Source organism: Kitasatospora sp. NPDC057015 (genome assembly GCF_042673745.1).
Taxonomy (GTDB): Bacteria; Actinomycetota; Actinomycetes; order Streptomycetales; family Streptomycetaceae; genus Kitasatospora.
The window spans coordinates 153,379-180,258 of sequence record NZ_JBHUSG010000002.1; the positions used below are offsets into that span (position 1 = coordinate 153,379).

The 26,880-nt window shown below is 74.8% G+C and carries 21 protein-coding genes; 14 read left to right on the forward strand and 7 right to left on the reverse strand.

Annotated elements, in window-relative coordinates; genetic code table 11:
• Positions 1-117: 117 nt before the first annotated feature.
• Complete coding sequence (locus tag ACFTWP_RS02570) at positions 118-1,224, reverse strand: PQQ-dependent sugar dehydrogenase (RefSeq protein ID WP_380261846.1); 1,107 nt, start codon at positions 1,222-1,224, stop codon at positions 118-120.
• 266 nt (positions 1,225-1,490) lie between these two features.
• On the opposite strand from ACFTWP_RS02570, the gene ACFTWP_RS02575 reads away from it, so the two are divergent.
• Positions 1,491-2,726 (forward strand): MFS transporter, encoded by a 1,236-nt coding sequence (locus tag ACFTWP_RS02575; protein WP_380261848.1) that lies wholly within the window; start codon positions 1,491-1,493, stop codon positions 2,724-2,726.
• A gap of 77 nt (positions 2,727-2,803) precedes the next feature.
• Positions 2,804-3,514, forward strand: coding sequence for a TetR/AcrR family transcriptional regulator (locus ACFTWP_RS02580; RefSeq protein ID WP_380261850.1), 711 nt, complete (start codon positions 2,804-2,806; stop codon positions 3,512-3,514).
• An 81-nt stretch (positions 3,515-3,595) separates the two neighbouring features.
• Here the strand turns inward: ACFTWP_RS02580 and ACFTWP_RS02585 are convergent, their stop codons facing one another.
• On the reverse strand, positions 3,596-4,777 hold the full coding sequence (locus tag ACFTWP_RS02585) for a CapA family protein (protein ID WP_380261851.1): 1,182 nt from the start codon (positions 4,775-4,777) through the stop codon (positions 3,596-3,598).
• A gap of 315 nt (positions 4,778-5,092) precedes the next feature.
• Here ACFTWP_RS02585 and ACFTWP_RS02590 point away from each other — a divergent pair, with 315 nt between their 5' ends.
• The 3 genes from ACFTWP_RS02590 (at position 5,093) to ACFTWP_RS02600 (ending at position 8,274) form a co-directional block, all read left to right on the forward strand.
• Positions 5,093-6,382, forward strand: a complete 1,290-nt coding sequence (locus tag ACFTWP_RS02590; RefSeq protein WP_380261853.1) for a M48 family metalloprotease — start codon at positions 5,093-5,095, stop codon at positions 6,380-6,382.
• A 109-nt stretch (positions 6,383-6,491) separates the two neighbouring features.
• Positions 6,492-6,914: a MarR family winged helix-turn-helix transcriptional regulator gene (locus tag ACFTWP_RS02595; protein ID WP_380261855.1), complete on the forward strand. Its 423-nt coding sequence runs from the start codon at positions 6,492-6,494 to the stop codon at positions 6,912-6,914.
• Between the two features lie 88 nt (positions 6,915-7,002).
• A complete protein-coding gene (locus ACFTWP_RS02600; protein WP_380261857.1) occupies positions 7,003-8,274 on the forward strand; it encodes a PP2C family protein-serine/threonine phosphatase in 1,272 nt (423 codons plus the stop codon).
• Positions 8,275-8,314: 40 nt separating this feature from the next.
• Here the strand turns inward: ACFTWP_RS02600 and ACFTWP_RS02605 are convergent, their stop codons facing one another.
• Entirely contained in the window at positions 8,315-8,926 is a 612-nt protein-coding gene (locus tag ACFTWP_RS02605; protein ID WP_380261859.1) for a DUF5994 family protein, read from the reverse strand.
• 535 nt (positions 8,927-9,461) lie between these two features.
• On the opposite strand from ACFTWP_RS02605, the gene ACFTWP_RS02610 reads away from it, so the two are divergent.
• The 7 genes from ACFTWP_RS02610 to ACFTWP_RS02640 all read left to right on the forward strand — a co-directional run bounded on the left by ACFTWP_RS02610 (position 9,462) and on the right by ACFTWP_RS02640 (position 18,471).
• Entirely contained in the window at positions 9,462-12,254 is a 2,793-nt protein-coding gene (locus tag ACFTWP_RS02610; protein ID WP_380261861.1) for a nitrate- and nitrite sensing domain-containing protein, read from the forward strand.
• Positions 12,251-12,685 carry a roadblock/LC7 domain-containing protein gene (locus tag ACFTWP_RS02615; protein WP_266319834.1) on the forward strand — a complete coding sequence of 145 codons (435 nt, stop codon included), beginning with the start codon at positions 12,251-12,253 and terminating at the stop codon, positions 12,683-12,685. The genes ACFTWP_RS02610 and ACFTWP_RS02615 overlap by 4 nt, the downstream gene beginning before the upstream one ends.
• Before the next feature lie 41 nt (positions 12,686-12,726).
• Positions 12,727-13,101 (forward strand): DUF742 domain-containing protein, encoded by a 375-nt coding sequence (locus ACFTWP_RS02620; RefSeq protein ID WP_380262140.1) that lies wholly within the window; start codon positions 12,727-12,729, stop codon positions 13,099-13,101.
• A 4-nt stretch (positions 13,102-13,105) separates the two neighbouring features.
• Positions 13,106-13,696 carry an ATP/GTP-binding protein gene (locus ACFTWP_RS02625; RefSeq protein ID WP_380261864.1) on the forward strand — a complete coding sequence of 197 codons (591 nt, stop codon included), beginning with the start codon at positions 13,106-13,108 and terminating at the stop codon, positions 13,694-13,696.
• Positions 13,697-13,720: 24 nt separating this feature from the next.
• A complete protein-coding gene (locus ACFTWP_RS02630; protein ID WP_380261866.1) occupies positions 13,721-14,854 on the forward strand; it encodes an FAD-dependent monooxygenase in 1,134 nt (377 codons plus the stop codon).
• 517 nt (positions 14,855-15,371) lie between these two features.
• Positions 15,372-17,588, forward strand: a complete 2,217-nt coding sequence (locus ACFTWP_RS02635; RefSeq protein ID WP_380262142.1) for a family 2 encapsulin nanocompartment cargo protein terpene cyclase — start codon at positions 15,372-15,374, stop codon at positions 17,586-17,588.
• A gap of 148 nt (positions 17,589-17,736) precedes the next feature.
• Positions 17,737-18,471: a CPBP family intramembrane glutamic endopeptidase gene (locus ACFTWP_RS02640; protein ID WP_380261868.1), complete on the forward strand. Its 735-nt coding sequence runs from the start codon at positions 17,737-17,739 to the stop codon at positions 18,469-18,471.
• Between the two features lie 81 nt (positions 18,472-18,552).
• On the opposite strand, the gene ACFTWP_RS02645 is transcribed toward ACFTWP_RS02640, so the two are convergent.
• Both ACFTWP_RS02645 and ACFTWP_RS02650 read right to left on the reverse strand, forming a co-directional pair.
• Positions 18,553-19,989 carry a chondroitinase-B domain-containing protein gene (locus tag ACFTWP_RS02645; RefSeq protein ID WP_380261870.1) on the reverse strand — a complete coding sequence of 479 codons (1,437 nt, stop codon included), beginning with the start codon at positions 19,987-19,989 and terminating at the stop codon, positions 18,553-18,555.
• Between the two features lie 372 nt (positions 19,990-20,361).
• The gene (locus ACFTWP_RS02650) at positions 20,362-22,029 is read right to left on the reverse strand and encodes an alpha/beta hydrolase (RefSeq protein WP_380262144.1); all 1,668 of its coding nucleotides are present in this window, start codon (positions 22,027-22,029) and stop codon (positions 20,362-20,364) included.
• A gap of 424 nt (positions 22,030-22,453) precedes the next feature.
• Between ACFTWP_RS02650 and ACFTWP_RS02655 the strand changes: the two genes are divergently transcribed.
• Positions 22,454-23,128: a TetR/AcrR family transcriptional regulator gene (locus tag ACFTWP_RS02655; protein ID WP_380261872.1), complete on the forward strand. Its 675-nt coding sequence runs from the start codon at positions 22,454-22,456 to the stop codon at positions 23,126-23,128.
• Between the two features lie 170 nt (positions 23,129-23,298).
• Here the strand turns inward: ACFTWP_RS02655 and ACFTWP_RS02660 are convergent, their stop codons facing one another.
• A complete protein-coding gene (locus tag ACFTWP_RS02660; protein ID WP_380261874.1) occupies positions 23,299-24,267 on the reverse strand; it encodes an esterase/lipase family protein in 969 nt (322 codons plus the stop codon).
• Between the two features lie 297 nt (positions 24,268-24,564).
• On the opposite strand from ACFTWP_RS02660, the gene ACFTWP_RS02665 reads away from it, so the two are divergent.
• Positions 24,565-25,749, forward strand: a complete 1,185-nt coding sequence (locus ACFTWP_RS02665; RefSeq protein ID WP_380261876.1) for a GDSL-type esterase/lipase family protein — start codon at positions 24,565-24,567, stop codon at positions 25,747-25,749.
• A gap of 269 nt (positions 25,750-26,018) precedes the next feature.
• Here ACFTWP_RS02665 and ACFTWP_RS02670 read toward each other — a convergent pair.
• Positions 26,019-26,880, reverse strand: an 862-nt coding sequence (locus tag ACFTWP_RS02670) for a tetratricopeptide repeat protein (RefSeq protein ID WP_380261878.1), incomplete at its 5' end; no start/stop codon positions are given.

The window sequence follows — 26,880 nt, forward strand, 5'->3', positions numbered from 1 at the left end:
ACGGGCGTCCGGCGGCGCCCGCGCAGGTCGGCGCGGTGTACGAAGCTCCCGGCCGGGAGCGGGCCCGGGGCCGCCGAGCGGGTGCCGCCGCCGTCCGGCGCGTCGGCGTACGGGCCGTCAGGGCGCCCGCAGGCCCAGGCGCAGGACGCGGTCGTCGCCCGGGCGCACGTCGCCGCGGCCGTCGGTGTTGCTGGTGCTGACCAGCAGGGTGCCGTCCCGGTCGGTGAGGACGGTGCGCAGCCGGCCGTAGGTGCCGTTCAGGAACTCCTGCGGCGGCCCGGCGGTGCCGGCACCAGCCAGCGGGATGCGCCAGAGCCGGGCGCCGCGCAGGGCGGCCATCCAGATGGCGCCGTCGGCGTAGGCGATGCCGCTCGGGGAGGCCGCGTCGGGGTGCCAGGTGACGACGGGATCGACGAACTCGGGCCGGTTCCCGGTGCCCTCGACGGTCGGCCAGCCGTAGTTGCCGCCGGGTCGGATCAGGTTCAGCTCGTCCCAGGTGTTCTGGCCGAACTCCGAGGCCCAGAGCCGGCCCTGAGGGTCCCAGGCGAGCCCCTGGACGTTGCGGTGCCCGTAGGAGTAGACCACCGATCCGGGGAACGGGTTGCCGGGGGCGGGGGCTCCGTCCGGGGTCATCCGCAGGATCTTGCCGCCGAGCGAGCCGGTGTCCTGGGCGATCGCCCCGCCCTTGCCGCTGTCGCCGGCGCCCGCGTAGAGCATGCCGTCCGGGCCGAAGGCGATCCGGCCGCCGTCGTGGTAGGTGCCCTTGGGGATGCCGGTCAGGACCGTCTGCGGGGGGCCGAGTTGGGCTCCGGCGGGCTGCTCGGGGTCGTACCGGAAGCGGAGGATGCGGTTGTCGGTGTCGGTGGTGGCGTACGCGTAGACCAGCCGGTCGGCGGCGTAGTGCGGTGACAGGGCGAGGCCGAGCAGACCGCCCTCGCCGCCGGGCGCCACGCCGGGGACGGCCCCGAGGTCGGTCCGCGCGCCGTCCGCGGCGGCGATCCTGGCGATCCGGCCGGTGTCGCGGGAGCCGACCAGCAGGGCGCCGTCGGGGAGCAGGGCGATCCCCCAGGGGGTGTCGAGGTCCTGCGCGACCGTCCCGCGCACCTGGACCACATCGGTGGCACCGGGATTGACGGCCGGGGCGGGGCTGAGGCCGGTGCAGGCGACCGGCTCGAGGACGAGGGCCAGCAGTGCGGCGGCGAGGCCGCGGAGGCGGTGCGGCACGGCTGCTCCTCCCTGGCTGCGGCGGAGGGTGGCGGGGCGGATCACGGGCGGGCGGGTCGGGCGGCTGGGGAGCGCCGGCGGGCGCGGCGGGATCCCCTCTCCTCCAGCAGACCACATCCGGGCGGCGGTGGCGGCCGGTCCGCGGGAGGCTGGACGGGAGGCGGGGCGGGTCCGACCCGGGCCGCTCATTCATAGACGCAACGTTGCGTCCAGTGTTACTTTCAAGCGCAACGCAACGTTGCGTCCAGCTTGAGGAGCCGCCCCGCATGACCACCACCGACAGCCCCACCGGGCGACGCCCCCGCATCCGCGGGCGCCTGCGGGCCGGCGCCGCCGCCCGCCCCGCTGTGGCCTACGCCTTCTGGGCGGCCATGGTCGGCACCACCGTCCCGACCCCGCTCTACCCCCTCTACCAGCAGGAGTTCGGCTTCTCGCCGCTGATGGTCACGGTGATCTTCGCGGTCTACGCCCTCGGCGTGGTCGCCGGACTCCTCGCCCTCGGCCGGCTGTCCGACGAGATCGGCCGCCGCCCGGTGATCGCCGTTGCGCTGCTGCTCGCCGCGGGCGCGGCCGCCCTCTTCCTGGCCGCCGACGGGCTGCCCTGGATCCTGACCGCCCGCGTGCTCTCCGGGTTCTCCGCCGCGCTGGTCACCGGCGGCGCCACCGCGGCCCTGCTCGACCTCGCACCCCCGCAGGGCCGGGCCCGGGCGCAGAGCGTCGCGATCGTCGCCAACATGGGCGGCCTGGCCTGCGGCACCCTGCTCGCCGGGGTGCTCGCCCAGTGGGCCGGCGCGCCGCTGCGGCTGCCCTGGGTCGTCACCCTCGCCCTGGTGGCCGCGGCGCTGCTCGCCCTCCTCGTCGTGCCGGAGACGGTGGCCGAGCCGACCGGGTTCCGGCCGCGCCTCCAGGCCCTGCGGGTACCCGCCGAGATCCGCCCGGCCTTCCTGCGGGCGGCGCTCACCGCCGGCTCCGGCTTCGCCGTCCTCGGCGTCCTGACCGCCGTCACCGGGCTGTTCCTGGGCACCGTCCTGCACCTCACCAACCACGCGCTCACCGGCCTGGTGGTCTTCACCGCCTTCGCCTGCACCGCCCTCGGCCAGTTCGCCGCCCGGGCGCTGCCGCCACGGCGGGCACTGCCCGCGGCCTGCGCCGGCCTGGTGCTGGCCGCCGCCCTGGTCGCCACCGCGCTGCTCGCCGAGACGGTCGCCCCGCTGCTGGCCGGCGCCGCCGTGGTCGGCCTGGCCACCGGTGTCGCCGTCGGCGACGGCCTCGGGGTGATCAACGGCGGCACGCCGCCGCAGCGCCGCGGCGAGGCGGTCTCCACCTTCTTCGCGATCCTGTACACGATGCTCTCCGTGCCGGTGATCGGCGTCGGCCTGCTGATCCAGGCGGCCGGGCTGCGCACCGCCGGCGTGGTCTTCAGCGCCCTGGTCGCCCTCCTCGCCGTCGGTGTCGCGGCCGGGCTCCCCCGGGCCGGGCGGCCCGAGCGGCCCGGGCGGTGAGGGCGGTCACCGGGCCGGCGGCGGGCAGTCGGCGTCTCGCCCGCGCGGCACGGGCGGGCCGGCCGGCCCGTGAGAGGATGAGCGCCGAACCCGGCCCCCGCCCCCGGCGGAGCGGCCGACCAGCAGAAGCCCGGAAGGACCCCAGCGCCATCGCCGCCACCAGGCCGGCCGGCCCGACAGCCGCCGAGCAGACCAGCAGCGGGCCGCGCCGCAACGAGGCCGCGCGGCTGGCCGTCCTGAACGCCGCCGACGACCTGCTGGTGGAGCGCGGCTTCGAGGGCCTGACCATCGAGGGCATCGCCGCCCGGGCCGGGGTCGCCAAGCAGACCATCTACCGCTGGTGGAAGTCCAAGGTCGACATCCTCTACGACAACCTGGTGCTGGACGCCGAGGAGGCGCTCCGCTGGCCGGAGCCCGCCGAGGGCGCCGACCCCTCGGTGGCCGACCTGCGCGACTACCTGCACCGGTTCGCCGCGTTCCTCGGCGAGGCCCCGGCCGGCCGGGTCCTGCAGGCCCTGCTCGGCCACGCGCAGCTCGACGCCCGGACGGCGGGACTGCTGCACGACGGGTTCCTGCGGGAGCTGCGGGCCCGCGACACCGAGCGGGTCCGCGCCTGCCTGGCGGAGCCGGACCAGCGGGGCGAGGTGGACGCCGACGAGGCGGCCGCCCTCCTGGACGACCTGCTCGCCCCGCTCTACTACCGCGCCCTGCTCGCCCTCGCCCCGGCCGACCCCGCCGAGCTGGACCGCCGGCTCGACCGGGCGCTGCGGGCCCGCGCCGCGGGCTGAGCCGGGGCCCGCACCGGGGAGCACCGGGGAGCACCGGGGAGCACCGGGGAGCACGCGGTCACCCCGGCGCGCCGGAGCCCGTCAGGGCGAGCCGGCGGGAGTCGCGGTGGCCCCGGTGGTGGCGCCGGACGAGGCCGCGGGGGCGCCGGGCGAGCCGTCGCCCGGGGCGGGGGCCAGGCCCGTGCAGCCGCGCAGCGCGTCGCGCCGCTTGAGGGCGGCGGAGGCGGCCACCCCGGACTGCGGCTGCGGCACGCCCGTGCCGTCGACCAGGGCGGGCGTGAAGCTCTCACCGGTGACCTTGCCGGCGGCCGTCAGCGTCAGCGTGGTGACCCCGGTCTCGTCGGAGAACGGGTAGTCGGAGGTGCCGTACCAGAGGAAGTTGCCGAAGCCGTAGCCCACGTAGGTGCTGCCGAGCATGCCCGAGCCCAGCATCGTGTGGGCGTGGGTGCCGACCACGGCGGTGGCCCCGGCGGTGGCGAGCTTCTTGGCGATGGAGGTCTGCGCGGTGGTCGGGCAGCTCTTGCCCTCGTCCCCCCAGTGCAGGTAGACGATCACCACCGGAGCCTGCTTCTTCGCCTGCTCGACGGCCTTCAGCAGCGCGGGGACGTCCAGCGCGGAGGCGATGCCGGGCTTGCTCGCCCCGGCGCGCCACTTCTGGTTGGTGAGGTCCTCCACCTGGCTCGCCGCCACCACCGCGACCTTCACCCCGCGGATGGTCGTCAGGTACGGGGCGTAGGCCTCCTTGGCGTTGCGGCCGAGGCCGACCACCGCGATCGGCGAGGCCTCCTTGGCCGCGAGCGTGTCGGCCAGGCCGTCGGCGCCGAAGTCCACCGCGTGGTTGTTGGCCAGCGAGACCACGTCCACGCCGGAGTCCTTCAGGGCCTCCAGGGCCTTCGGCGAGGTGCGGAAGGTGTAGAGCTTGGACTCGGGCGCGCCCCGCCCGGTGATCGCGGTCTCCAGGTTGAGCACCGCGAGGTCGGCGTCGGAGAGGGTCTGGGATATCTGGCCGAGCGCGTGCTCGGGCGCGGCGACCGCGAGGCGGTTCTCGGTACGGCCCTCGAAGTGGACGTCGCCGGCGAAGGCCACCGTGATCACACCGTCCGGCCGGGGGGCGGCCGTCGGGGAGGACGTCCCGGTCGCGGTGCCGCCGGCCGGGGCGGGCTTCGCGGCGCGGTTGGCGTTCCGGGGCGGGTCGTCGGGTCCGCAGGCTGCCACCGGGGCGAGGGTGAGCAGCAGTGCGAGCACGGGCGCGACGCGGCGCATGGAGGTCCCCCCCGAGGTAGGCAAGAGCGCGGGACAGACTACGCCACCGGCGCCCGGACCCTTCACCCCGCCTCCACACGCGGGCGGGACGCGCCGACGCCCGACGCCCGACGCCCGACGCCCGACGGCGCGGTGGTGCACGCGGTGGCGGCGGCGCGGACCCTGACGGCAGAGGTCGACGAGGTGATCGGCCGCCACCCGCGGCGCCACCTCTCCCGCCGAGGAGTGACCCGTCCGCCTCCGGAGGCTGCGCGCGGGCCGGCCGGTGCGCGATGCTGGTGCCGGGAGCTGCCGGCCCACGACCCGGGGAGTGGAATGCACACGGACCGCACGGACCGCCCCGACGGCGGCCCCGAACGGCGTACCGGGCCCGAGCCCGACGACGTCCCGCCGGTCGGGGGCACCCCTGACGACCGGGCATCCGACGGCTCCGCGCCCGAGGGCCTGACCCCGGGCGAGTTCACCGCGGGCGACTTCACCCCGCAGGAACGGGCCCGCGGCCGGGCCCTGCGCCGGGCCCAGACCCCGTGGGCGCTGGGCGGGCGGCTGGCCGGTCTCGCCCTGGCGCTGCTGCTGGGCCTGACCCCGGCCGGGGCCGGGCTGGTCACGGCCGCGGGCACGGCCGTCGGCGGCGGGCGGACGGCCACCGTCCTGGCGGGCACGGTCGTGCTGGTGCTGCTCGGCCAGGCCGTCCGGCTGCCGTTCGGCGCCCGGGTGACGGCGGTGCGCCGGCGCTACGGGCTGGTCACCCAGGGCTGGGCCGGCTGGGCCGCGGACGCGCTGCGCGGGCTGGCGCTGACGCTGGTACTGGCGCTGCCCGTGGTGCTGGTCCTGTTCGCGCTGACCGACCGCTCGCCGGAGCGCTGGTGGATCCCGGCGGCGGCCGGCGCCGCGCTGCTCACCGCCGCGCTGTCCTTCCTCTTCCCGCTGGTCGTCGAGCCGGTGTTCAACCGTTTCGAACCGATGCCGCCGGGGGCGCGGCGCGAGGCCCTGCTGGCGCTGGCGGCCCGGGACGGCGTCCGGGTGCGGGACGTGCTGGTGGCCGACGCCTCACGCCGGACGACCGCGCTCAACGCGTACGTCTCCGGCTTCGGGGCCACCCGCCGGATCGTGGTGTACGACACCCTCCTGAGCAGCGCCGATCCGGGCGAGGTGGAGCTGGTGGTGGCGCACGAGCTGGGGCACGTGAAGGCCCGCGACGTCCTCGGCGGGACGCTGCTCGGCGCGCTCGGCGCGGCGGCGGCGGTCTGCGCGCTCGGGCTGCTCACCGGTTGGGAGCCGCTGCTCTCGGCGGCCGGCGCCGACTCGGCGGCGGATCCGCGGGTGCTGCCGCTGATGGCCGCGTGCGCGGCACTGATCGGCGCGCTCGCCGGCCCGCCGCAGTGCGCGGCGAGTCGGCGGGTGGAGGCGCGGGCGGACCGGCACGCCCTGGAGCTCACCGGTGACCCGGAGCGGTTCGTCGCCATGCAGCGCAGGCTGGCCGTGGCCAACGTCTCGGACGTGGACCCGCCGCGCGTACTGGAGCTGCTGTTCGCGACCCACCCCAGCGCCGTGCGCCGGATCGCCGCCGCCCGGGCCTGGCGCTCCGCCGCCCCGCCCGCCTGATCCCCGGTGCCCGACGCCCTGAGCAGGCACGATCCCGATCGGCGTTGTACTGTGCAACGGGCCCCGCGACCGGGCACGGCCGGCGCGGCAGCAGCCCGAGGAGGTGCGCGTGGAGGATCGTGACTCGTCCATCGACGTCATCCAGCGCGAGCTGACCGCCTTCGCCCGGCGGGCCCGGCACAAGGCCTCCCAGCTGCATCCGGACCTCTCGCTGGTCACGTACAGCATCCTGGACCTGATGAACGAGCGCGGCGGCTGCCGGGCGGCCGACGTCGCCGCGTACTTCATGCTCGACAAGTCGACGGTGAGCCGGCAGGTCGGCGCGCTGGAGAGGCTCGGCCTGCTGGCCCGGGAGACGGATCCGGACGACCAGCGCGGCCAGATACTGCGGCCGACCGCGGCCGGGCTGGCCCTGCTGCGGGAGGCCGCCGAGCAGCGCCGGCTGGCCTTCACCGAACGCTTCACCGACTGGGCCGACGAGGACGTGGCCCGCTTCGCCGACTACCTGGCCCGCTACGCGGCGGCGGACTGACCCGTCGTCGGCCGCCCGGGAGCGATCGGCCCGCCCGCCGGCCGCGGGCCGCATGGCGCCCCACCCGGCCCCGGTGTAGAGAGGAGGGGTGCCCCTCCAGCAGAGCCCCACGGGACACCACGGGTGGTGGCGGCCAGGCCGTGCACTGCACGCGGTCCCGCTCGCGCTGATCGTGGCCATCACCGTGGTCGACATCCTCGCCCCGCCGGAGATCCACCTGGGGCCGCTGCTGATCGTCGCGCCGGCTCTCGCGGCCTCCTTCTCCGGCGCCCGGGCCACCGCCGTGGTCGCCGCGCTCGCCGTCGCCGCGCAGGTGCTCATCGGCACCCTCCGGGACGGCCTGACCACGGCCAACCACCTGGCGCAGGTCGCCGCGCTGATCGGGGTGTCGGCGTTCATCGTGGTCCTGCGCGCGCTGCGCGACCGGCACGAGGAGGAGCTGCACCAGGTCCGTTCGGTCTCCGAGGCGGCCCAGCGGGTGCTGCTGCGCCCGTTGCCGGCCCGGATCGGCCCGCTGCGCCTCGCCTCGTTCTACCTGGCCGCGGAGGCGGAGGCGCAGATCGGCGGGGACCTCTACGCGGTCGCCCGGACGAGCACCGGCACCCGGCTGCTGGTCGGCGACGTCCGGGGCAAGGGCCTCGCCTCGCTCAGTGACGCGGCCCTGCTGCTGGGGGCGTTCCGCGCGGCCGCCCACCAGCACTCCGACCTGCCCGCCCTCGCCGCCCACCTGGACGCCAGCGTCCGCTGGGACTTCGCCCACCCGGCCGACGGCGGGGATCCGGGCGAGTCCTTCATCACGGCCGTGCTCCTGGACCTCCCCGACGACGGCGGCGACGTGCTGATGGTCGACTGCGGCCACCCGCCGCCGCTGCTCCTGCACCGCGGGGCGGTCACCGCCCTGGCCAGCAGCGAGCCGGCGCCCCCGCTCGGCCTCGGCGACCTGGCACCGGACGGCTACCGGGTCGGCAGCTTCCCGTTCGCTCCCGGCGACAGCCTGGTGGTATACACCGACGGCGTGATCGAGGCCCGTGACGCCGAGCGGAACTTCTACCCGCTCGCCGAGCGGATCGGCGGCTGGGCGGGCGAGCCCCCGGCCGCGCTGCTCCACCAGCTGCGGCGCGACCTGCTCGCTTCGGGGGGCGCCCACCTCCACGCCCCCGCGGCGCCGGCCGGCGCCCCACGGCTCCCGGCCGACCTGCCGGCCGGCGACCGCCCGCCCGCCGGCCGGCAGGTCGAACAGCCCGCCGAGGACCGGTACGTCCTGGGACGGACCGACGACGACGCGCCCGCCGTCCAGGACGTCCCGGTCGGACGGGACACCCTCGCGGCCGGACCGGGTGCCGCGCCGGACCCGTCCTGACGCGGTGGCCGGACCCGCGACGGCGCCCGGCCGGCGTTCGTCAGCGACCGATCGGCGGCAGCGGCTGGGGGCCGGGCGGCAGCGGGGTGGGCCAGGGCGGCGGCCACGGCGGCGGCCAGCTCGACGTGGCGGTCCGGACGGTCACCGGCGGCCTGACCCCGGCGGTGCGGACCGGCGCGGGCGGGCGGGCGAGGGCCGCCGCGGCGAGGATCCGGGCCGCCAGGGTGCTGTTGCCGGGGGTGGCGGCCGAGGCCATCGCGGTGCGCGCGACCGTCGGACGGGTGCGCGGCGGCACGACGAGCAGCAGGAAGCGGTCCTGGTGCCCGCCACCCACGCCGACGGTGTGCAGGCTGGAGGAGAAGCAGTTGATCCGGACGACGCGGCCGTCGACGGTGATCCGGGCCGGGATGGTGTCCCAGGCGGAACGTTCCACCCCGACGTGCAGGACGGGGCCGATCCGCGAGCGCAACTCGGTGACCAGGGCCGGGAGTTCGCGCCCGAGGTCGCGCGAGCGCGGCCACCAGGCGCCGTCGAACATGCCGGTGTGGGAGAGCGAGGGGTCGAGGCTGAACCGCGCGGCACGGCGGTCCACCGGGCCGAGCAGGCCGGGCGCCTGGAACAGTGGGTACGGGGAGGTGCGGTCGGTGGCCATGGCGTGCCCGTCTCCGGCTCTCGACGAACCGGGTGACTGTCCGAGGGCGACGCCCGTCCGGATGCGGGCGTCCGCAACGTCCTCAGTGCCTCAACCCTACTGCGCGGGCGCCCGGATCCGGCGGGATCGGGCGGATCGGCCGGGCCGCGCGCTGGCGGTCCGGGCGGCCCGGCCGCCCGGCCGCGGGCCTTCCGGTCATGTACACCGGCCCGGCACCGCGGACCGACTGGTCTGGACAAGTGCGCGAACCGTGGAGGTCACCAGCCACGATGCCCGCTCGACGTCCACCGGATGGGCGGACTTTCACTCCCGTAACACAGTATGACTAGTATCGCTTCGTCAAAAGCCATACTCCAGACGGTCGTCCTGCCGGACCACCGCCCCCCAAGAGGAGAATGCTCTGCGCGCGCGTGCCGATCGGCGGACCGCTTCACCTGGTCAAGGGGCGGCCGTCGAGCCGCGGAGCCCCAGAAGCGGCAGAGCCGGAAAGAGGCCTCCGAGGCTGTCCCTGCGAACGGCCCTCCTCGTCCTGGCGGTGGTACCGGGCATCGCGCTCGCCGCGCTGTGGACGGTGACCAGCGGCCAGACCGTCTTCGACTTCCAGCGGCAGGCCGGGCAGGGCCTGCTCGCCCAGAAGGCCGGCCAGCCGTCCAACATCGTCTACTACAACCTCCAGGAGGAGCGCCGGCTCAGCGCCGAGGCGCTCGCCGACCCGGCCGCCTCCACCGAGGCGCTGCGCCGCCAGCGCAAGCTGACCGACGAGGCCGTCCTGAGCTTCCAGACGCTCTCCGAGGACGTCGCCGCGGACGCTCCCGCCGAGGTGCGGACGGCGGTCTTCCAGGCCCGCCAGGCGATGACCCAGCTGTCCGCGCAGCGCGCCATGATCGACCGCGGGGCGGCCGACCAGCAGGCCGTGTACACCTACTACACCGACCTCATCGCGGTGGACCTCTCGCTGTTCACCGCGCTCAGCCGGGGCGACAACGGCGAGGTCACCTACATCTCCCGCGCCCTGGTCGACGCCTTCTGGGCCAAGGAGATGCTCGCCCGCGAGGACGCCGTGCTGGCCCGTGGCTGGCAGAACGGGAAGCTGAGCACCCTGGACCTCCAGCAGGTCCAGCAGTCCATCGGCAACCAGTCGTTCCTGCTCTCCACGAAGATCATCCCCTACCTGCCGGCGGCCGAGGCCCCGGCCTGGCAGGCGCTCACCACCAGCGCCCCGTGGCAGGCCAAGGCCGCAGTCGAACAGGCGCTGATGCGCCCCGCCGCCACCGACGCGAGCGGCAGCGTGAAGCTCCCCCCGCTCCAGGAGCAGTGGCGCCAGGCCGTCGACCAGGTCAATCCGCAGCTGGTGAAGGTGATGGAGACCCGGACCGCCGGCGTGGTGGAGGTCGGCAAGTCGACCATCATCGCCCTGCTGATCAAGGTCGCCCTGACCAGCCTCATCGGCCTGCTCGCCGTCATCGCCGTCATCATCACCACCTGGCGGCTGACCCGCTCGCTGCGCCGCCGGATCCTCGACCTGCAGGGGCAGGCGCAGGAGCTGGAGCGCACCCTGCCGGAGGTGGTGGAACGCCTCGGACGCGGCGAGCACGTCGACGTCGAGGCCGAGAGCCGGGCCATCGGCGGCACCAACGCCACCGCCGGCCAGGACGAGCTCGGCCAGCTCGGCCAGGCGCTGAACCTGGCGCGCACCAGCGCCCTGGAGACCGCCGTCCGGCAGGCCGACCAGTACCGCGGCTTCGAGCGGCTGCTCCAGCGGATCGCCCGCCGCACCCAGCTGCTGATCGGCCTCCAGCTCAAGAAGCTGGACGAGCTGGAGCGCCGGCACGAGGACCCGGAGGTCCTGGAGGGCCTCTTCGACCTCGACCACCTCACCGCGCGGCTGCGCCGGTACGAGGAAAACCTGGTGATCCTCGCCGGCGGCCAGCCCCAGCGGCGCTGGCGCAAGCCCGTCCCGCTGCTCGACGTGCTGCGCTCCGCGCAGGGCGAGGTGCAGGACTACCGGCGGATCATGCTGGACGTCGACGGCAGCCCGTGGCTGTCCGAGCGCGCGGTCGGCCCGGTCGCCCACGTGGTCGCCGAACTGATGGAGAACGCCGCCACCTTCTCCCGGCCGCCCACGCCGGTCGAGGTGCGGGCCGCCCTCGTCGGGCGCGGCCTGGCCATCGAGATCGAGGACCGCGGCCTGGGCATGGACCCCGACCAGTTCGCCGCGGCCAACGAACTGATGAGCCACCCGCCGCGGATGGACGTGCTCGCCAAGGCCGACGACATCCGCCTCGGCTTCTACGTGGTGGCCCGGCTGGCGGCCAACGCCGGCCTGCGGGTGGAGTTCCGCCCGTCCGCCTTCGGCGGCACCCGGGTCGTGGTGCTCGTCCCCGCCGAGCTGGTCGCCGACGGGGACCCGGCCCTGGACGGCGTCGCGCCGGTCGAGCCGATCGCCCTGCCCACCCGCAACCGCGGTCGCGCGCTGGCCGGTGCGCCGTCCGCCCTGCCCGAGTCGGCGGCCGAACCCGCGGGCGCCGACCACCGCGAGCCCGGGTTCGCCGAACCCACGTACGCCGAGGCCGAGTTCGCGGAGGCCCAGTACACCGGCGCCGACCTGTCGCAGCGCGGCTGGCCGCCCGTCGGCACCGGCCCGGAGCCGGCCGTGACCGACGGGTTCGCCGCGGACGGGTACCGCGCGGACGGGTTCGCGCCCGCCCGGTTCGGGACGGACGACCCGGCGCCCGAACCGCCGGTGCCCGGCTTCCCGTCCGCCGGCTACCCCGCGGGCGGCTTCGCCCCCGAGCTGGCCCCCGCGGACCGGACCCCCGCGCTCGGGTACCCGGACCCCGGCTTCGGCAGCGGCCGGTACCCGGACACGGACCGCCCCGCGCCCGCCTTCGGGTACCCGGCCGGCGAGCAGCCGCGCCCCGAACACGCCCCGGCCGGCCGCGACCGTACGCCGGCCCGGCCCTCCTGGGCCTCGCCCGCGGACGCGTACGGGCACGGCGGACAGTCCGGTGACGCGCTCACCGCCGACGAGAAGCCGCTGCCGCGCCGGGTCCGCCAGGCCCATCTGGCCGCCGAGCTCCGGCTCCCGCCGGCGGAGCAGGAGCTGCCCGCGCAGGCCGCCCCGCCCGCCGCGGACCCCGCCCGGCCGGGGGCGCCCCGCCGGTCCGGAGCCGCCATCGGCGCCTTCCAGCGACAGTCCCGGGCCGCGCGCGGCCAGGGCGGGAACGGCGGCGACCAGCAGTACCCCGCAGCACCCGCAGCGAGCCCGCCCCCGTGGGACGGACCGTGGGCGGATACCAACACCCCTAGGACGGAAGACCGGACATGACGCGCACGATAGCCACCCATCAGGACCTGGACTGGCTGCTGGACGGACTCGTCGACTCGGTGGCCGGCACCCGGCACGCCGTTCTGCTCTCCGACGACGGCCTGGTGGTCAGCCACTCCCGCAGCATCGACCGGTCGGACGCCGAGCGGCTCGCCGCCGTCGCCACCGGCCAGCAGAGCCTGGCCCGCGGGGTCGGACAGCTCTTCGACGGCGGCCAGGTCCACCAGGTGATCGTCGAGCTCGCCGACCTCTGGCTGTTCATCATCGCCGCGGCCCAGGGCACCCACCTCGCCGTGGTGGCCTCGCAGGACGTCGACGCCGAGGTCATGTCGGTGGCCATGCACACCCTCGTCCAGCAGGTCGGCCAGAAGCTGACCACCCCGGCCCGCTCGGAGTTCGACGCGTTCGCCGCCCGGGGTGGCCGCGGGTGAGGCCGCCGCACTGGAGCGACGAGGAGGAGGACGACGAGGACATGTCGGGCACGATGGTGCGCCCGTACACCATCACCCGGGGCCGGACCGCCCCGGAGCGCGACGACCTCACCCTCATCACCGTGCTGACGACCGTCCAGGACGGTCCCCGCGCGGCGCTCGGCCGCTCCGGCCGCCCCCCGCGCGGGCTCCAGCCGGAGCACCGGCTGATCCTGGACCGCTGCCACCGGCCGGCCGCGGTCGCCGAGGTGGCCGCCGGCCTCGACCTGCCGGTCTCGGTGACCAAGATCCTGGTCGGCGACCTGATCGCCCAGGGCCTGCTGCTCGCCCGCGCCCCGCTCTCGGTGGCCGCGGGCGGCGGCGGTGTGAACCTCGGCCTGCTCACGGCCGTTCGCGAAGGACTCCGGAGACTCTGAAGACATGACCATCGGGACGAACAGCCAGTCGGCGCCCGCCGCCGTCAAGATCCTGATCGCCGGCGGCTTCGGCGTGGGCAAGACCACCATGGTGGGCGCCCTCAGCGAGGTGGCTCCGCTGCGCACCGAGGAGTACCTGACCCGGGCCAGCATCGGTGTCGACGACCTCAGCGGCGTCGACAACAAGGACACCACCACGGTCGCCCTCGACTTCGGCCGCATCACCATCAGCTCCGAGCTGGTGGTCTACCTCTTCGGCACCCCCGGCCAGGAGCGGTTCTGGTTCATGTGGAACGACCTGGTGAACGGCGCCCTCGGCGGCGTCGTCATCGTCGACACCCGGCGGGTGGAGGCCAGCTTCGCGTCGATCGACTTCTTCGAGAGCCGGGGCATCCCGTTCGTGGTCGCGATCAACTGCTTCCACGGCCGCAACACCCGCAGCACGGAGGAGATCAGGTCCGCCCTCGACCTCGACCCGCAGGTGCCGATGCTGCTCGGCGACGTCCGGGAGCGGATCTTCGGCCGGGACCTCCTGCTCGCCCTGGTCGACCACCTGATGACCCTGCCCGCCCCGCTGGCCGCACCCGTCGGCTGACCCACCCCCCTGGAGAGCTCCGTCATGTCCTCACCCCTGCGCGTCCTGATCCACGGCGGCGGCATCGGCGGCCTGACCCTGGCCACCGCACTGGCCCGGCGCGGCCACCGGGTCGACGTCGCCGAGCTGCGCGACGAGCTGGACGCCCTCGGCGTCGGCATCATCCAGCCCTCCAACGCCCTGCACGTGATGCGCGAGATCGGCGTGCTGGAGGACTGCCTGGCGGCCGGCTTCGAGTGGGAGGTGCTCACCATCTGCGACCCCACCGGCGCCACCCTCGCCAGGATCCCGCAGCCGCAGATGGACGACGCCCCCTCGAACAACGGCATCCCCCGCCCGGCACTGGCGAAGGTGCTCGGCCGGGCCGCCGCCGAGGCCGGCGCGAAGATCCGCTTCGGTACCACCATCACCGACCTCGCCGACGACGGCGAGGGCGTCGACGTCACCCTCTCGGACGGCGGCTCCGGCCGCTGGGACCTCGTGGTGGGCTTCGACGGCATCGGCTCACCGCTGCGCAAGCGCCTGTACGGGGACCGCTTCGAGCCCGAGTACACCGGCTTCGCCAACTGGCGGGTCACCGTGCCGCGCGACCCCGAGGTGCGGGGTGTGGTGATGAGCGCGGGCAACCTGAACGCCAAGGCGCTGCTGACCCCGATCACCGACGACACCATGTACCTGGGCACGGTGTTCGCCGAGGCCGAGGACTTCCGGCCGGACCCGGAGCGCGCCCACGAGCAGCTCGCCGAGCGGCTCACCGCCTTCTCCGGCCCGGTCGCCGCGGCGCTGACCCACGTCACCGACCCGGCGGCGGTGGTCTACTCGCGGATCTCCCAGGTCACCGTGGAGGACGCCTGGCACGTCGGCCGGGTGGTGCTGGCCGGCGACGCCGCGCACGCCAGCACCCCGCACCTCGCCCAGGGCGCCGCGATGGCCGTGGAGGACGCCCTGGTGCTGGCCCAGAGCCTGGACGCGGCCGAGGACGTGAGCGGCGCGCTGGCCGCCTGGGAGGCCCGCCGCCGCCCGCGGGCGATGTGGGTGCAGAGCCTGTCGCGGGCGATCCTGAAGCAGGAGACCGGCACCGCCACCACGCCCGAGGAGGACGAGCTGCTGAAGGTCGGCATTCCGGGTGCGGCGCATTTCCTCGTACGCCCGTACTGATTCCGACCTGTTCGAGCTGATGGGGCCCCGTCCACGGCGGGGCCCCTTTTCTTGTCCGCTGATATGACTGTTTCTGTTACCGGATACGCTCTCGGGCACCCGGGTAATGCTGAGCCGAACGGATGACACGGCCTCAGAAACGGCACTGATGAACCAGCCTGATCACACGAACGCCCACTTCCCGATTCCCGGCCGCGCACCGTCCGGCCTCACGCCACCCGGCCTCGCACGGCCCGGCCCCACGCCACCGGACACCGGCGGCGCGAGCCCCACCTCTCCGGCCCTCCCCGGGCCCGGGCTCACCAATCCCCGGTTCACCAACCCGGGCCTGCTGCACCCGCGCCTGTCGGGCCGGGGCGGGACACCTCCGGGCGTGCCGACCGATCCGCCGGCCCGTCCGGGCCGCGTGCCGACCGGCCCCACGCCCGTACCCGCACGCCCGCCCGTACCCCCGAAGGCACCCACGAAGGCGACCGCGCCCACGAACGCCGGGGACCGACCGGCGCAGCCCTTCCAGCTGCCGGACTTCTACCTCCCGCACCCGGCCCGGCTCAACCCCCACCTGGAGCACGCCCGGACCCACACCAAGGCCTGGGCCCGATCGATGGGCATGGTGGAGGGCTCCGGCATCTGGGACGAACACGACCTCGACTCCCACGACTACGCCCTGCTCTGCGCGTACACCCACCCCGACGCCTCGGCCGCGGAACTCGCCCTGGTGACCGACTGGTACGTGTGGGTCTTCTTCTTCGACGACCACTTCCTGGAGATCTTCAAACGCTCGCAGGACCGCGAGGGCGGCAAGGCCTACCTGGACCGCCTGCCCGCCTTCATGCCGCTGGACCTCACCGCCGAGGTGCCGGCCCCGACCAACCCGGTCGAGGCCGGGCTGGCGGACCTCTGGGCCCGGACGGTGCCCGGCATGTCCGCCGACTGGCGGGCCCGGTTCGCCGAGAGCACCGAGCACCTGCTGAACGAGTCCCTCTGGGAGCTCTCCAACATCAACGCGGGCCGCACGCCCAACCCGGTCGAGTACATCGAGATGCGCCGCAAGGTGGGCGGCGCGCCCTGGTCCGCTGGCCTGGTCGAGCACGCGGTGGGCGCCGAGGTCCCGGCCGTGATCGCCGCCTCCCGGCCGATGCGGGTGCTCAAGGACACCTTCTCGGACGGCGTGCACCTGCGCAACGACCTGTTCTCCTACCAGCGGGAGACCGAGGAGGAGGGCGAGCGCAGCAACGGCGTGCTCGTCCTGGAGACCTTCCTCGGCTGCAGCACCCAGGAGGCCGCCGACGCCGTCAACGACCTGCTCACCTCGCGCCTGCACCAGTTCGAGAACACCGTCGTGACCGAACTCGCCCCGCTCTTCGCCGAGCACGGGCTGGACCCGCAGGCCTGCGCGCAGGTGCTGGCCTACGTGAAGGGCCTCCAGGACTGGCAGTCGGGCGGGCACGAGTGGCACATGCGCTCCAGCCGGTACATGAACGGCGGCGGGGCGGGCACCTCCCCCACCGGGTGGTCGCCCTACGGCGCCGGCGCACTCGGCACCTCCGCCCTGGACCTCACCCGCCTCGGCGGCCTGATCGGCCCCGGCCGGGTGCGCAGCTTCACCCACGTGCCGCACCGGCCGGTCGGGCCCTCGCAACTGCCGGCCTTCCAGATGCCGTTCGCCCTGCGACTGAGCCCGCACCTGGAGGCCTCGCGCCGCAACACCCTCGACTGGTGCCGGGCGATGGGGATGCTCCAGCCGCAGCCCGGCATCACGGGATCGCACGTCTGGGACGAGAAGCGGGCCGCCGACATCGACCTCCCGCTCTGCTCGGCGGGCATCCACCCGGACGCCACCCTGGCCGAGCTCGACCTGACCTCGGCCTGGCTGGCCTGGGGCACCTACGGCGACGACTACTACCCGGTGGTCTACGGCCGCCCCCGGGACCTGCTCGGCGCCAGGGCCTGCAACGCCCGGCTCCTGCTCTTCATGCCGCTGGACGGCGCGACCGCCCCCGCCCCCGTCAACGCGCTGGAGCGCGGCCTGGCCGACCTGTGGACGCGGACGGCCGGCCCGATGGCCCCGGACGCCCGGCGGAAGTTCCGTACCGCGGTGGAGGAGATGGTCGAGAGCTGGCTCTGGGAGCTGGCCAACCAGGCGCAGAACCGGATCCCCGACCCGGTGGACTACCTGGAGATGCGCCGCAGGACCTTCGGCTCCGACCTGACCATGAGCCTGTGCCGGCTCGCGCACGGCCGGCAGGTGCCGCCGGAGATCTACCGGACCGGGCCACTGCGCTCGCTGGAGAACTCGGCGGCGGACTACGCCTGCCTGATCAACGACGTCTTCTCGTACCAGAAGGAGGTCGAGTACGAGGGCGAGGTGCACAACGGCGTCCTCGTGGTGCAGAACTTCTTCGACTGCGACTACCCGACCGCGCTGGCGATCGTGGACGATCTGATGAACTCCCGGATGAGGCAGTTCCAGCATGTCATCGCACACGAACTGCCGATCCTGTACGAGGACTTCAAGCTGACCAAGGAGGCCAGGGCGGTCCTGGACGGCTATGTGCAGGAGCTCCGGGACTGGCTGGCCGGCATCCTCAACTGGCACTTCGGCTGCTTCCGCTACCAGGAGGCGGCGCTGAGCCACCAGGGCCTGCCGGAGCTGTCCACGCTCGCGTTCACCGGCCCGACCGGGCCGGGCACCGCGGCGGCCCGGATCGCCACCCTGGTGGGGCGGCCCTAGGGCCTGTCCGACGGATCCCGGAACCCACCCGGCCGAACGGGGCCCGACCGGGTGGGTTCCGGCAGCCCGCGGCGCGGCTCCGGCCCGCCCCCGGGCGATCTCCGCCCGCAGCCGCGAGGATGAGGGGGCGGGCCGTGAGGAGGCGACAGTGCGACGTGGGAGCAGCGGGCCGGCGCCCGGTCAGATCAGTGTCCGGACCGGCGTGGCCGTCACCGTCCTGGTGCTGGTGCTGGTCAACGTCCTCAACAACCGGCTCGCCCCCGGCGCCTACCTGGTCACCGCGCCGCTGACGGCCGCCCTGCTGCTCGTCGTCCTGCGGCTGGCCGGCGGGACCTGGGCGGACGCCGGCCTGGACCGCGGCAGCTGGGGCCGCGGCGCCCGCTGGGCCGCCGCCCTGATCGGCCTGGTCGCCGCCGGCTACCTGGCGGCGGCCCTGCTGCCGCAGACCCGGGAGCTGTTCACCGACCGCCGCACCGAGGGCGACAGCGCGGCGACGGTGGCCTTCCAGGTGCTGGTGCGGATCCCGCTGGGCACCGTGCTCCTGGAGGAGGTCGCCTTCCGCGGCGTGCTCTACGGCCTGCTCCGCAAGGAGTGGGACGTCAGGGTCGCCACCATCGGCTCCTCCCTGCTCTTCGGGCTCTGGCACGTCCTGCCCTCGCTGCACCTGTCCGAGGACAAGCCCGCCCTCACACCGCTGTTCGGCCACTCGGCCGTCGGCGTCGTGGTGGTCGAGCTCGGGACCGTGCTGTTCACCGGCCTGGCCGGCGTCCTCTTCTGCGAGCTGCGCCGGCGCAGCGGCAGCCTGCTGGCCCCGGCCGGCCTGCACTGGGCCACCAACGCCCTGGGCATCCTGACCGGCTTCGCCCTGAACGCGCTCACCTGACGACCCGTCCGCCCCGTCCCCGTGCCTCGGCGGGCCCGGCTGCCGGCGCCCTTCCTCCGACCGCTCGGCCCCGGTGGGCAGTCAGGCCGCGTCGGGGCCGACGTCGGCCGGGGTGAGCGGGCGCCGGACCGGGGCCAGCGTCGTGTACTCGTCGGCTCCGACGTCCCGGGTGCTGCCGCGGGGGTGGCCGTCGAGGTCCTGGGTCACGGCCGGGCTGGTCAGCGTCGCCGTGTCGATCGCGGGGCTGCCGGCCGAGAGCCGGTACACCCCGTCGGACTCCTGCCGCAGCAGGGGGTCCACCCGGCGGTGGCCGGCGGCCGGGATGGTGCCGTTGGCCGCCGCGCCCCACAGGATGTTGCCCTGCCAGGTGAATCCGGTGGTCGCGCCCATCGCGACCAGGCTGCCGCTGCCGGCGACCAGGATGTTGTCGGCGACCACCACGTCCCGGGGTTCGTGCTCCCGGGTCTCGCCGGAGAGCGTGCCGGCGTTGCCGACCAGCGTGTTGTACGCGATCACCGCGCGGTCGCAGGCGTCGTTGCCCCGCCGCTCCTCGGTGCTCTCGCCCGCGTGGTGGTCGCGGGTGGTTCCGCTGCCGATCACCAGGGCGCGGCCCGACAGGCCGGCCAGGTAGTTGTTCACGACCAGGTGGTCGTTGCCGTACAGGCGCAGACCGTCGGTGCCGCCGATCAGGTGGTTGCCCTCCACCGTGGTCCGGTTGCCGTGCCGCAGCACGATGCCCCCGCGGCTGTCGCGCACCGTGTTGTACCGGACGGTGTTGTCCGAGGACTTCACCGAGACGGCCTCGGGGTCTCCGTCGCACCGCTCGAACAGGTTGTACTCCACCACGGCGTTGGCGCTGGACAGCGCCCGGCTGCTGACCCCGAGCCGGATCGGCTCGCCGCCGTTGGCGCCCGGGTAGCCGTGGTCGGCGAAGTGGTTCCGGAGGATCTGGGTGCGCTGCGCCATCGCGGTCGATCCGGGACCGTCCACGACGAGGAAGATCCCCTCGGTCGTCCGGTCGTGGAACCGGTTCCGGTCGATCTTGGCGTCGTCGCCCCGGACGACGACCCAGTCGAGCCCGCTCACGTCGGCGAACCGGAAGTCGTTGCGGGTCAGCCGGATCCGCGGGCAGCTCGCCGGGATCTCCAGCGTGGTGCGCTGCCGGAAGGCGAACCCGCTGACGGTGATGTTGCCGGAGTCGCTGAAGACGAAGCCGCGCTCGCCCTGCAGCACCGCGCCGCCACGGGACTGCGCGACGACGGTGATCGGCGCGTCCGCGGTGCCGTTCCGGCCGGAGACCCGGATGGCACCCCCCGTGGGGACGGTGTACGTCCCGTCGGCCAGGACGATGCGGTCGCCGGGACCCGCCCGGTCGATCGCCGCCTGGAGGTCCTTCAGGGAGCTGACCGTCACCGTCGTCGCGGCCTGCGCCGAACCGGCCAGCCGCGGTACGGCGAACGGCGCGGCGGCGACCGCCGCGCCGATCAGCGTGCCTGTGAGGAACGTTCGTCGCTGCATGACGCCTCCGGGGAGCGGGGGGAACGAGGTGGCTCGACCGGACGGCCGCGCGATGTCCGGCGGTCGGCTGTGGAACGGGGGTGAGCCGACGCCTCGCCCGGACGGTACCAGCGGGGGCCGCCGCTCGAACCCCCCGCCGGGAGGCCGCGAGGGGGCTCCCGCGCAGCGGGCGACGGCCCTGGCCGGGCCCGAACACACCTGGCTGACCTGCCCGTTCGCGGCGTCGGCACCGGCACCGGACGCTGCGTCCGAGCGGACGTCCGGCGGCCGTGCTGCCCGTTCGGGCAGGCGGCTCGACCCCAACGGGCAGCCCGGGCCGACGCGGTGCGGACGGCCGGCGGCGATGGCGGCGGCGGGGCCCCGGAGGCGTCGTCAGGAGCCCATCAGGGCCGCCAGCCGCTCGGTGTCGGCGGCCGTCCAGCCCGGCGGCGCGGCGATCGCGGCCCACGCGTCGGTGGGCAGCGTGCCGTAGCGGTGGCCGAAGCCGGGCGGCACGTCGTTGGCGCCCATCAGGTCGCAGACCACCTGCCAGAAGGTCACCACCGGGTACCAGCGCATCGCCGGCGAGATGTCCTCGGCCCGGGGGTCCTTCAGCCACTGCGGCTCGCGCAGGAGCATCGACGGACTCCACCAGACGATCGGGTCGGAGCCGTTCTGGAGGTAGACGACGCGGGTGCCGTCCCAGGGCCGGGGCGGGATGTCCAGGTCGGTGGGCACCTGGGCGAAGCGCACCGAGCGGCCGTCCTCGAAGACCGGCCGCCAGACCGGGCTGCCGGGCTCGCGGTCGTCGGTGACCCGCTTCCACAGCGGGTTGTCGTAGGTGGGGCCGACCAGCAGGGCTCCGTCGGTCTCCGTCGTCAGCCGCTCCAGGCTGCCGTCGAAGGCCTTCTCGGTGGCGAAGGAGCCGAGGCTCTCCCCGAAGACCACCAGGCGCGGGCGGGTCTGCTCCGGCAGCGCGGCCCACCGGGCGTGCACGGCGTCGAACAGGGCCCGGCCGGCGTCGTTGGCCTCGTCCTCGGTGAGGACGGACACCCAGCTCGGCAGGTACGAGTACTGGATGGCCACCATCGCGCTGTCCCCCGTGTACAGGTACTCCAGCGGGTCGCTGGCCTGCCGGTTGATCCAGCCGCTGCCGGTGGTGGCCATCACCGCGAGGATCCCGCGCGAGAACCCGCCGGTCCGCTCCAGCTCGGCGACGGCCAGGTCCGCACGGGCCTGCAGGGTGTCGGCGGCGCGCAGGCCCACGTACACCCGGACGGGGTCCATGGCCGGACGGCCGGCGAACGCGGACAGCTCCTCCCGGGTCGCCGCGCCGGCGACGAAGTCCCGGCCCTTGGACCCGAGGCTCTGCCAGGACTCCAGCGAGGCCGGGCTGCCGGAGAGGGTCGGCAGCTGCGGCTGGACGACGCCCGGCGTCGTCCCCTCGTCCGCCAGCGAGGCCGCGCTCTCCACCACGTCGAGCACCCCGGAGAGGAGGAACCCCTGCACGAAGCCGACCACCAGGAACACCACCACGGCCACACCGGCGCCGAGCGCGACCGGCCTCGGCACCACCCGGTCCAGGGCGTGCACCACGATCCGGGTGCCGAGCCGCAGCAGTCGCGCCACCAGCACGATCAGCGCCAGCACCAGCAGCGCCACCACCGGGACGAGCGACCACCGCCACCAGGAGACCTCCGGCGGCAGCGTCACGGCCCGCCGGACGTCCCCCTGCCAGCGCACGCTCCAGGCCGTCACCGCGACCACCAGCACCGGCCCCAGCACCGCCAGCGCCGCCCACGCCGTCCGGCGCACCCGGGGGCCGGGCCTGGCTCCGAGCCGTCGTGCGATCGCGCCGACCAGCGCCCCGAAGCCGTAGCCGATCGCGGCCGTCACCCCGGCCTCGACGCCCTGCAACCACCAGGACCGGGGCAGCATGGACGGCGTGAGGGAGAAGTAGTAGAAGAGCACGGCCCCCGCGACGGCGCCCCAGCTCGGCCACCGTCGCAGGACCGGGCGGTCACCGGCGTGCTCCTTGAGCCGCCGGCCGAACCGTGCCATCGCGCCCACGTCCGCTCCCTCGTCCGCACCACCGGCCCGGCCGCCGGGACGGGCCTGCTCCTCCCGTCCGGCCGGGACCGGCCCGGTGCCCTGGGGACCCCGGGCCGGTCCCGCTGTCAGGGGGATCGACCCATTTTCGGCCGAAGGATGGAAATGGGACGATTCATCCGGTTCCCGCGTGTCGTTCCGCCGGCTCATGGCCGGCCGATCACCGGCGGACGATCCGGGGTGGACGGTCCGGGGCGGACGGACGATCACCGGGCGGACGGGCTCCCGTGGTGGGGGATCCCGCCGCGGTCGAGGCTCCACGTCCGGGTGGTTCGGGCCGCCCCGGTGGTCCGGGGGCATCCGGGCCCGCGGGTTCTTACTCCACGGTAAGTCGGCTGCCCGTAACGTCGGGTAGCCGCTTGGATACCCTGGCCCGATGGATCCGCAACCCAGCCGCAAGCGGCTGCCCCGCAAGGTGCGCGAGCAGCAGATGCTCGACGCCGCCGTGCAGGTCTTCTCCCGGAACGGCTTCCATGCCGCCTCGATGGACGAGGTGGCCGAGCACGCCCAGGTCTCCAAACCCCTGCTGTACCTCTACCTGGGCTCGAAGGAGGAGATATTCAGCGCCTGCATCGCGCGTGAGGCCGACCGCCTGGTCAACCTGATCGGCTCGGCCGCACACCCCGGGGCCGACGACCCCGCCGAGCGGCTCTGGCGCGGGCTGACCGCCTTCTTCACCTACGTGGCCGACCACCGGGCCAGCTGGGTGGTCCTCTACCAGCAGGCCCGCAGCCAGGGCGACTCGTTCGCGACCCAGGTCGCGCGGTCCCGCACCGAGATCATCGACACCGTCGGCGAGCTCGTCCGGCAGTCGATGCCGGCACCGGCGCGCGGCGACGACGGGGGTGACTACGTCGCGCTGCGACGTGAGTCCGCCGCCGTGGCCCATGCCCTGGTCGGCGCGGCCGACGCGCTGGCCGAGTGGGCGCTCACCGTACCCGGCGAGCAACCGCAGGCCACCGCACGGCGGTTGATGAACACGCTGTGGATCGGCCTGGAACGCCGGGCCAAGGGCGAGGGGTACCACGCCCCCGAGGACATGGCCGGCTGACGGCCCCCGGCCCGCTCCACGGACGGCCCGCCGACGCCTCCGACGGACGCCCCGCCGACCCGGACGGTCCGGACGGTCCGGACGGTCCCGGACCGCCCCGGACTGCCCCGGACTGCCCCGGCGAACGGGTCGCCGGGGCGGTCCGGGCCACCTGGCCGTCAGGCCCGTCCTCAGCCCGTGAGGTTCGCCCAGCAGTCGGCCTCCCCGACGTGGGCCGGGTCGAGCGCGTGCCGGACTTCGTGCAGCACCACCGGGTCGACGGCCATCAGCACGTGGTCCGGGCTGTTGACCGGGCAGAGGTCCTGCACCAGGACATTGTGCACGTCCGGGCCGGTCAGCGCCTGGGTCCGGTAGGGCGTCACCACCTCGTCGTACTTGGTGTAGATCGCCGTGTAGGAGACCCCCGGCACGGTGTCGCCGCCGGCGTTGAGCCGGGTGAGGACGTCCGAGCCGACGACCTGGTCGACGCAGGCCGGACAGGCGGAGCCGACGATGTCCATGGCGCCGGGGATCGTCTGCGCGAGCGTGGCGAGCCCCAGCAGCGTGGTCCCGTGGTTGCTGGGGGCGAGCCCGACCAGGCTGTGCACCTTGGCGGCGCCGCCCTCGAACTTCAGGTAGTAGCGCGGCGTCAGGCCGCCGCCCTGACTGTGCCCGACCAGGTCGGCCTTGGCCGCGCCGGTCGCGGCCAGGACGCCGTCGACGAAGGTGGCGAGCTGGCGGGCCGAGTCGGGCACCGGCGCGATCGCGCGCAGGACGGGGATGCCGGGCTGCTCGCCGTAGGTCAGGGCGAAGACGCAGTACCCGTCGGCGGCGAGCGCGGGCGCGATGGTCAGCCAGTTGACCGACCCGTTGGCGAAGGTCCCGTGCACCAGCACCACCGGGCGGGGGTGGGCGGCACTGGGGCGGCAGGACCAGTTGTTGGCGCCCGGCACCAGCGGCGCGGCCAGCGCCTTGGCCGCGGCGACGGGGTCGGTTCCGGTGGCCTGGGCGGTTGCGGCGTGTGCGGGGGCCGCGCCGATCGCCGTGGCCGCGAGCAGGGCGCAGCCCGCGAGTGCGGTGGCCAGCCGACGGCGGACACCGGTACCGGTACGGGTGTTGGATCTGGTCGCGGGCAGCACGGGGTGGGGGGTTCCAGGCATGACTGTCCTTCGGGTGGGGGGTCGAGGCATGCATGCACTCCGAGGCGGCGAACTCCGCCTACGCATCGGTAAGTTACCGAGGAGTCAGTACCTTGGCCAGACTTCTCACACGCCTTGGTGCCGCGAACCTGCCAGGACCGAACCCTGTGCCCGTGGTCACAATGGGGCGTCGCGGGCGTCCGTCCGGGTACGCCACCCCAGAGCCGCGACGGTCCGGGTGCACCACCCGGGGCGGCGACGGCAGGCGCCCGCCGGCCCGCGGTACCGCCCCGCCCCGAGGAGCCCCGAGGAGCCCCGATGTCCACCCTGACCAGCACCTTCCTCACCGACCACGGACCGGTCGCGGTGCGCGGCGCGTACGAGCTGGAACGCACCGCGCACGGCCTGCTGCCGCACCGGCTGCCCGCCGCCGCCCGGGCCCAGTTCCCCGACGACTACCTGACCGCCGTCGACGCCCAGCCGGCCGGGGTGCGACTGGCGTTCCGCACCGCGGCCGCCGTGATCGAGCTGGAGACCCTGCCCACCAAGGCCGTCTACCCGGAGGGAGCGGACCCGGACGGGGTCTACGACCTGGTGATCGACGGCCGCACCGTGCGGCAGGCCGTGGTGCGGGCCGGCAACACCGTCACGATGGACGCGGCCGGCGGCTCCGAGTTCACCGCCGGCCCGCCCGGGCGGGCGCGGTTCACCGGTCTCGGCGACGAGGTGAAGGAGGTCGAGATCTGGCTGCCGCAGGCCGAGCGGACGGAACTCGTCGCCCTGCACACCGACGCCCCGGTGCACCCGCCGACCCCCACCGGGCGCCCGGTCTGGCTGCACCACGGCAGCTCGATCAGCCACGGCGCCGACGCCGACAGCCCCACCGGCACCTGGCCCGTGGTCGCCGCCGCCCTCGCCGGGGTGGAGGTGGTCAACCTGGGCCTGAGCGGCAACGCGCTGCTCGACCCCTTCACCGCCCGGGCGATCCGGGACGCCCCCGCCGACCTGATCAGCCTCAAGCTCGGCATCAACCTGGTCAACACCGACCTCTTCCGGCTGCGGGCGCTGGGGCCGGCCGTCCACGGCTTCCTCGACACCGTGCGCGAGGGCCACCCGCGGACCCCGCTGCTGGTGGTCTCCCCCGTCCTGTGCCCGGCCGTCGAGGACGCGCCGGGCCCCACCGTGGTCGACCCGGACTCCCCCACCAAGCGCTTCGTCACCCTCGGCGTACCCGCCGACGTGGCCACCGGACGCCTGAGCCTCAACGTCATCCGCCGCGAACTCGCCCGGATCACCGCCGAACGCTCCGCGGACGACCCGCACCTGCACTACCTGGACGGGCGCGAGCTGTACGGCGCCCGGGACCACGAGCGGCTCCCGCTGCCGGACGGCCTGCACCCCGACACCGCGGGCCTGCGGCTGATCGGCGAACGCTTCGCCCGGCTGGCCTTCGACCCCGGCGGGCCCTTCGCCGCCGACCGGGCCGGCGGACCGGTCACCTGACCGACCGGCCGGCCAGGCCCGGCCTGCGGTCGGCAGCGGGCCGGCCCGGGCCTGAGTGGCTGTTGTTTCCGAACGTGAGGACCGAGGTCGCGCTGGTCGTCCATGGGTTCGGCGGCTTCATGGCAGTGGTGGTGTGTGGTGTGACGTTCCCCTGATCTCGGACAGCTGTTGATCGGGTCCGCGATCCCGGCCGCACCGCGAGCAGCCCGGCGGCCGGGATCCTCCCCGAGCCCCGTCCGAAAGTCCTCACGACCGGGTGGCTGCAAGGACTACGACTGATGCAGCCTCATGACGCGACAGACCTCGGACGCGGCCAAGGTCAGAGGGTGGTCGGGGCCCAGTACCCGCTTGGAGTCGGCGACGATCTGCTCCAGCAGCGGGATGGCGAGAGCCGGGTCCCCGTTCTCGTAGTGGGCGCTGGCGAGTCTGCTACGGGCGGCGAAGGGGTCGGGGTCGTCGGGGCCGAGCACCCGTGTGGAGTCGGCAAGGACTTGTTCCAGCAGCGGGATGGCGAGAGCCAGGTTCCCGTCCTCGTAGTGGGCGCTGGCGAGATTGTTACGGGAGGCCACGGTGTCGGGGTGACCAGGACCCAGCAACCCTTCCTGGTCCGCGAGGATCCGTTCGAACAGCGGGATGGCGAGAGCCAGGTCGCCGTTCTCCCGATGGGAGCCGGCAAGATTGTTGCGCAAGGCCACGGTGTCGGGATGATCGGGACCCTGCACCCGTTCCAGGTCCGCAAGGGTTTGCTGGAACAGCGCGATCGCGCTGGCGAGGTCGCCGTTCTTCCGGTTGGCACCGGCAAGATTGTTCCGGGTGACCATGGTGTTGAGGTGATCGGGGCCCAGCACCCGTTCCTGGTCCGCGAGGACCTGTTCGAACAGTGCGATGGCGAGAGCCAGGTTCCCGTCCTCGTAGTGGACGCTGGCGAGATTGTTACGGGAGGCCACGGTGTCGGGATAATCGGGACCCTGTACCCGTTCCTGGTCCGCGAGGATCCGTTCGAACAGCGGGATGGCGAGAGCCAGGTCGCCGTTCTTCCGGTGAGCGCCGGCGAGGTTGTTACGGGTGGCCATGGTGCTGAGGTGATCAGAACCCAGCACCCGCTCCTGACCCGCGAGGGTCTGCTGGAAC

Excerpts from the sequence above, each read along its gene's own strand:
- ACFTWP_RS02630 (WP_380261866.1), top strand. The coding sequence starts at position 13,721 with ATGTCCTCACCCCTGCGCGTCCTGATCCACGGCGGCGGCATCGGCGGC.
- ACFTWP_RS02615 (WP_266319834.1), top strand. The coding sequence starts at position 12,251 with ATGACGCGCACGATAGCCACCCATCAGGACCTGGACTGGCTGCTGGAC.
- ACFTWP_RS02645 (WP_380261870.1), bottom strand. The coding sequence starts at position 19,989 with ATGCAGCGACGAACGTTCCTCACAGGCACGCTGATCGGCGCGGCGGTC.
- ACFTWP_RS02625 (WP_380261864.1), top strand. The coding sequence starts at position 13,106 with ATGACCATCGGGACGAACAGCCAGTCGGCGCCCGCCGCCGTCAAGATC.
- ACFTWP_RS02655 (WP_380261872.1), top strand. The coding sequence starts at position 22,454 with ATGGATCCGCAACCCAGCCGCAAGCGGCTGCCCCGCAAGGTGCGCGAG.
- ACFTWP_RS02605 (WP_380261859.1), bottom strand. The coding sequence starts at position 8,926 with ATGGCCACCGACCGCACCTCCCCGTACCCACTGTTCCAGGCGCCCGGC.
- ACFTWP_RS02590 (WP_380261853.1), top strand. The coding sequence starts at position 5,093 with ATGCACACGGACCGCACGGACCGCCCCGACGGCGGCCCCGAACGGCGT.
- ACFTWP_RS02575 (WP_380261848.1), top strand. The coding sequence starts at position 1,491 with ATGACCACCACCGACAGCCCCACCGGGCGACGCCCCCGCATCCGCGGG.
- ACFTWP_RS02650 (WP_380262144.1), bottom strand. The coding sequence starts at position 22,029 with ATGGCACGGTTCGGCCGGCGGCTCAAGGAGCACGCCGGTGACCGCCCG.
- ACFTWP_RS02585 (WP_380261851.1), bottom strand. The coding sequence starts at position 4,777 with ATGCGCCGCGTCGCGCCCGTGCTCGCACTGCTGCTCACCCTCGCCCCG.
- ACFTWP_RS02620 (WP_380262140.1), top strand. The coding sequence starts at position 12,727 with ATGTCGGGCACGATGGTGCGCCCGTACACCATCACCCGGGGCCGGACC.
- ACFTWP_RS02580 (WP_380261850.1), top strand. The coding sequence starts at position 2,804 with ATGAGCGCCGAACCCGGCCCCCGCCCCCGGCGGAGCGGCCGACCAGCA.
- ACFTWP_RS02665 (WP_380261876.1), top strand. The coding sequence starts at position 24,565 with ATGTCCACCCTGACCAGCACCTTCCTCACCGACCACGGACCGGTCGCG.
- ACFTWP_RS02660 (WP_380261874.1), bottom strand. The coding sequence starts at position 24,267 with ATGCCTGGAACCCCCCACCCCGTGCTGCCCGCGACCAGATCCAACACC.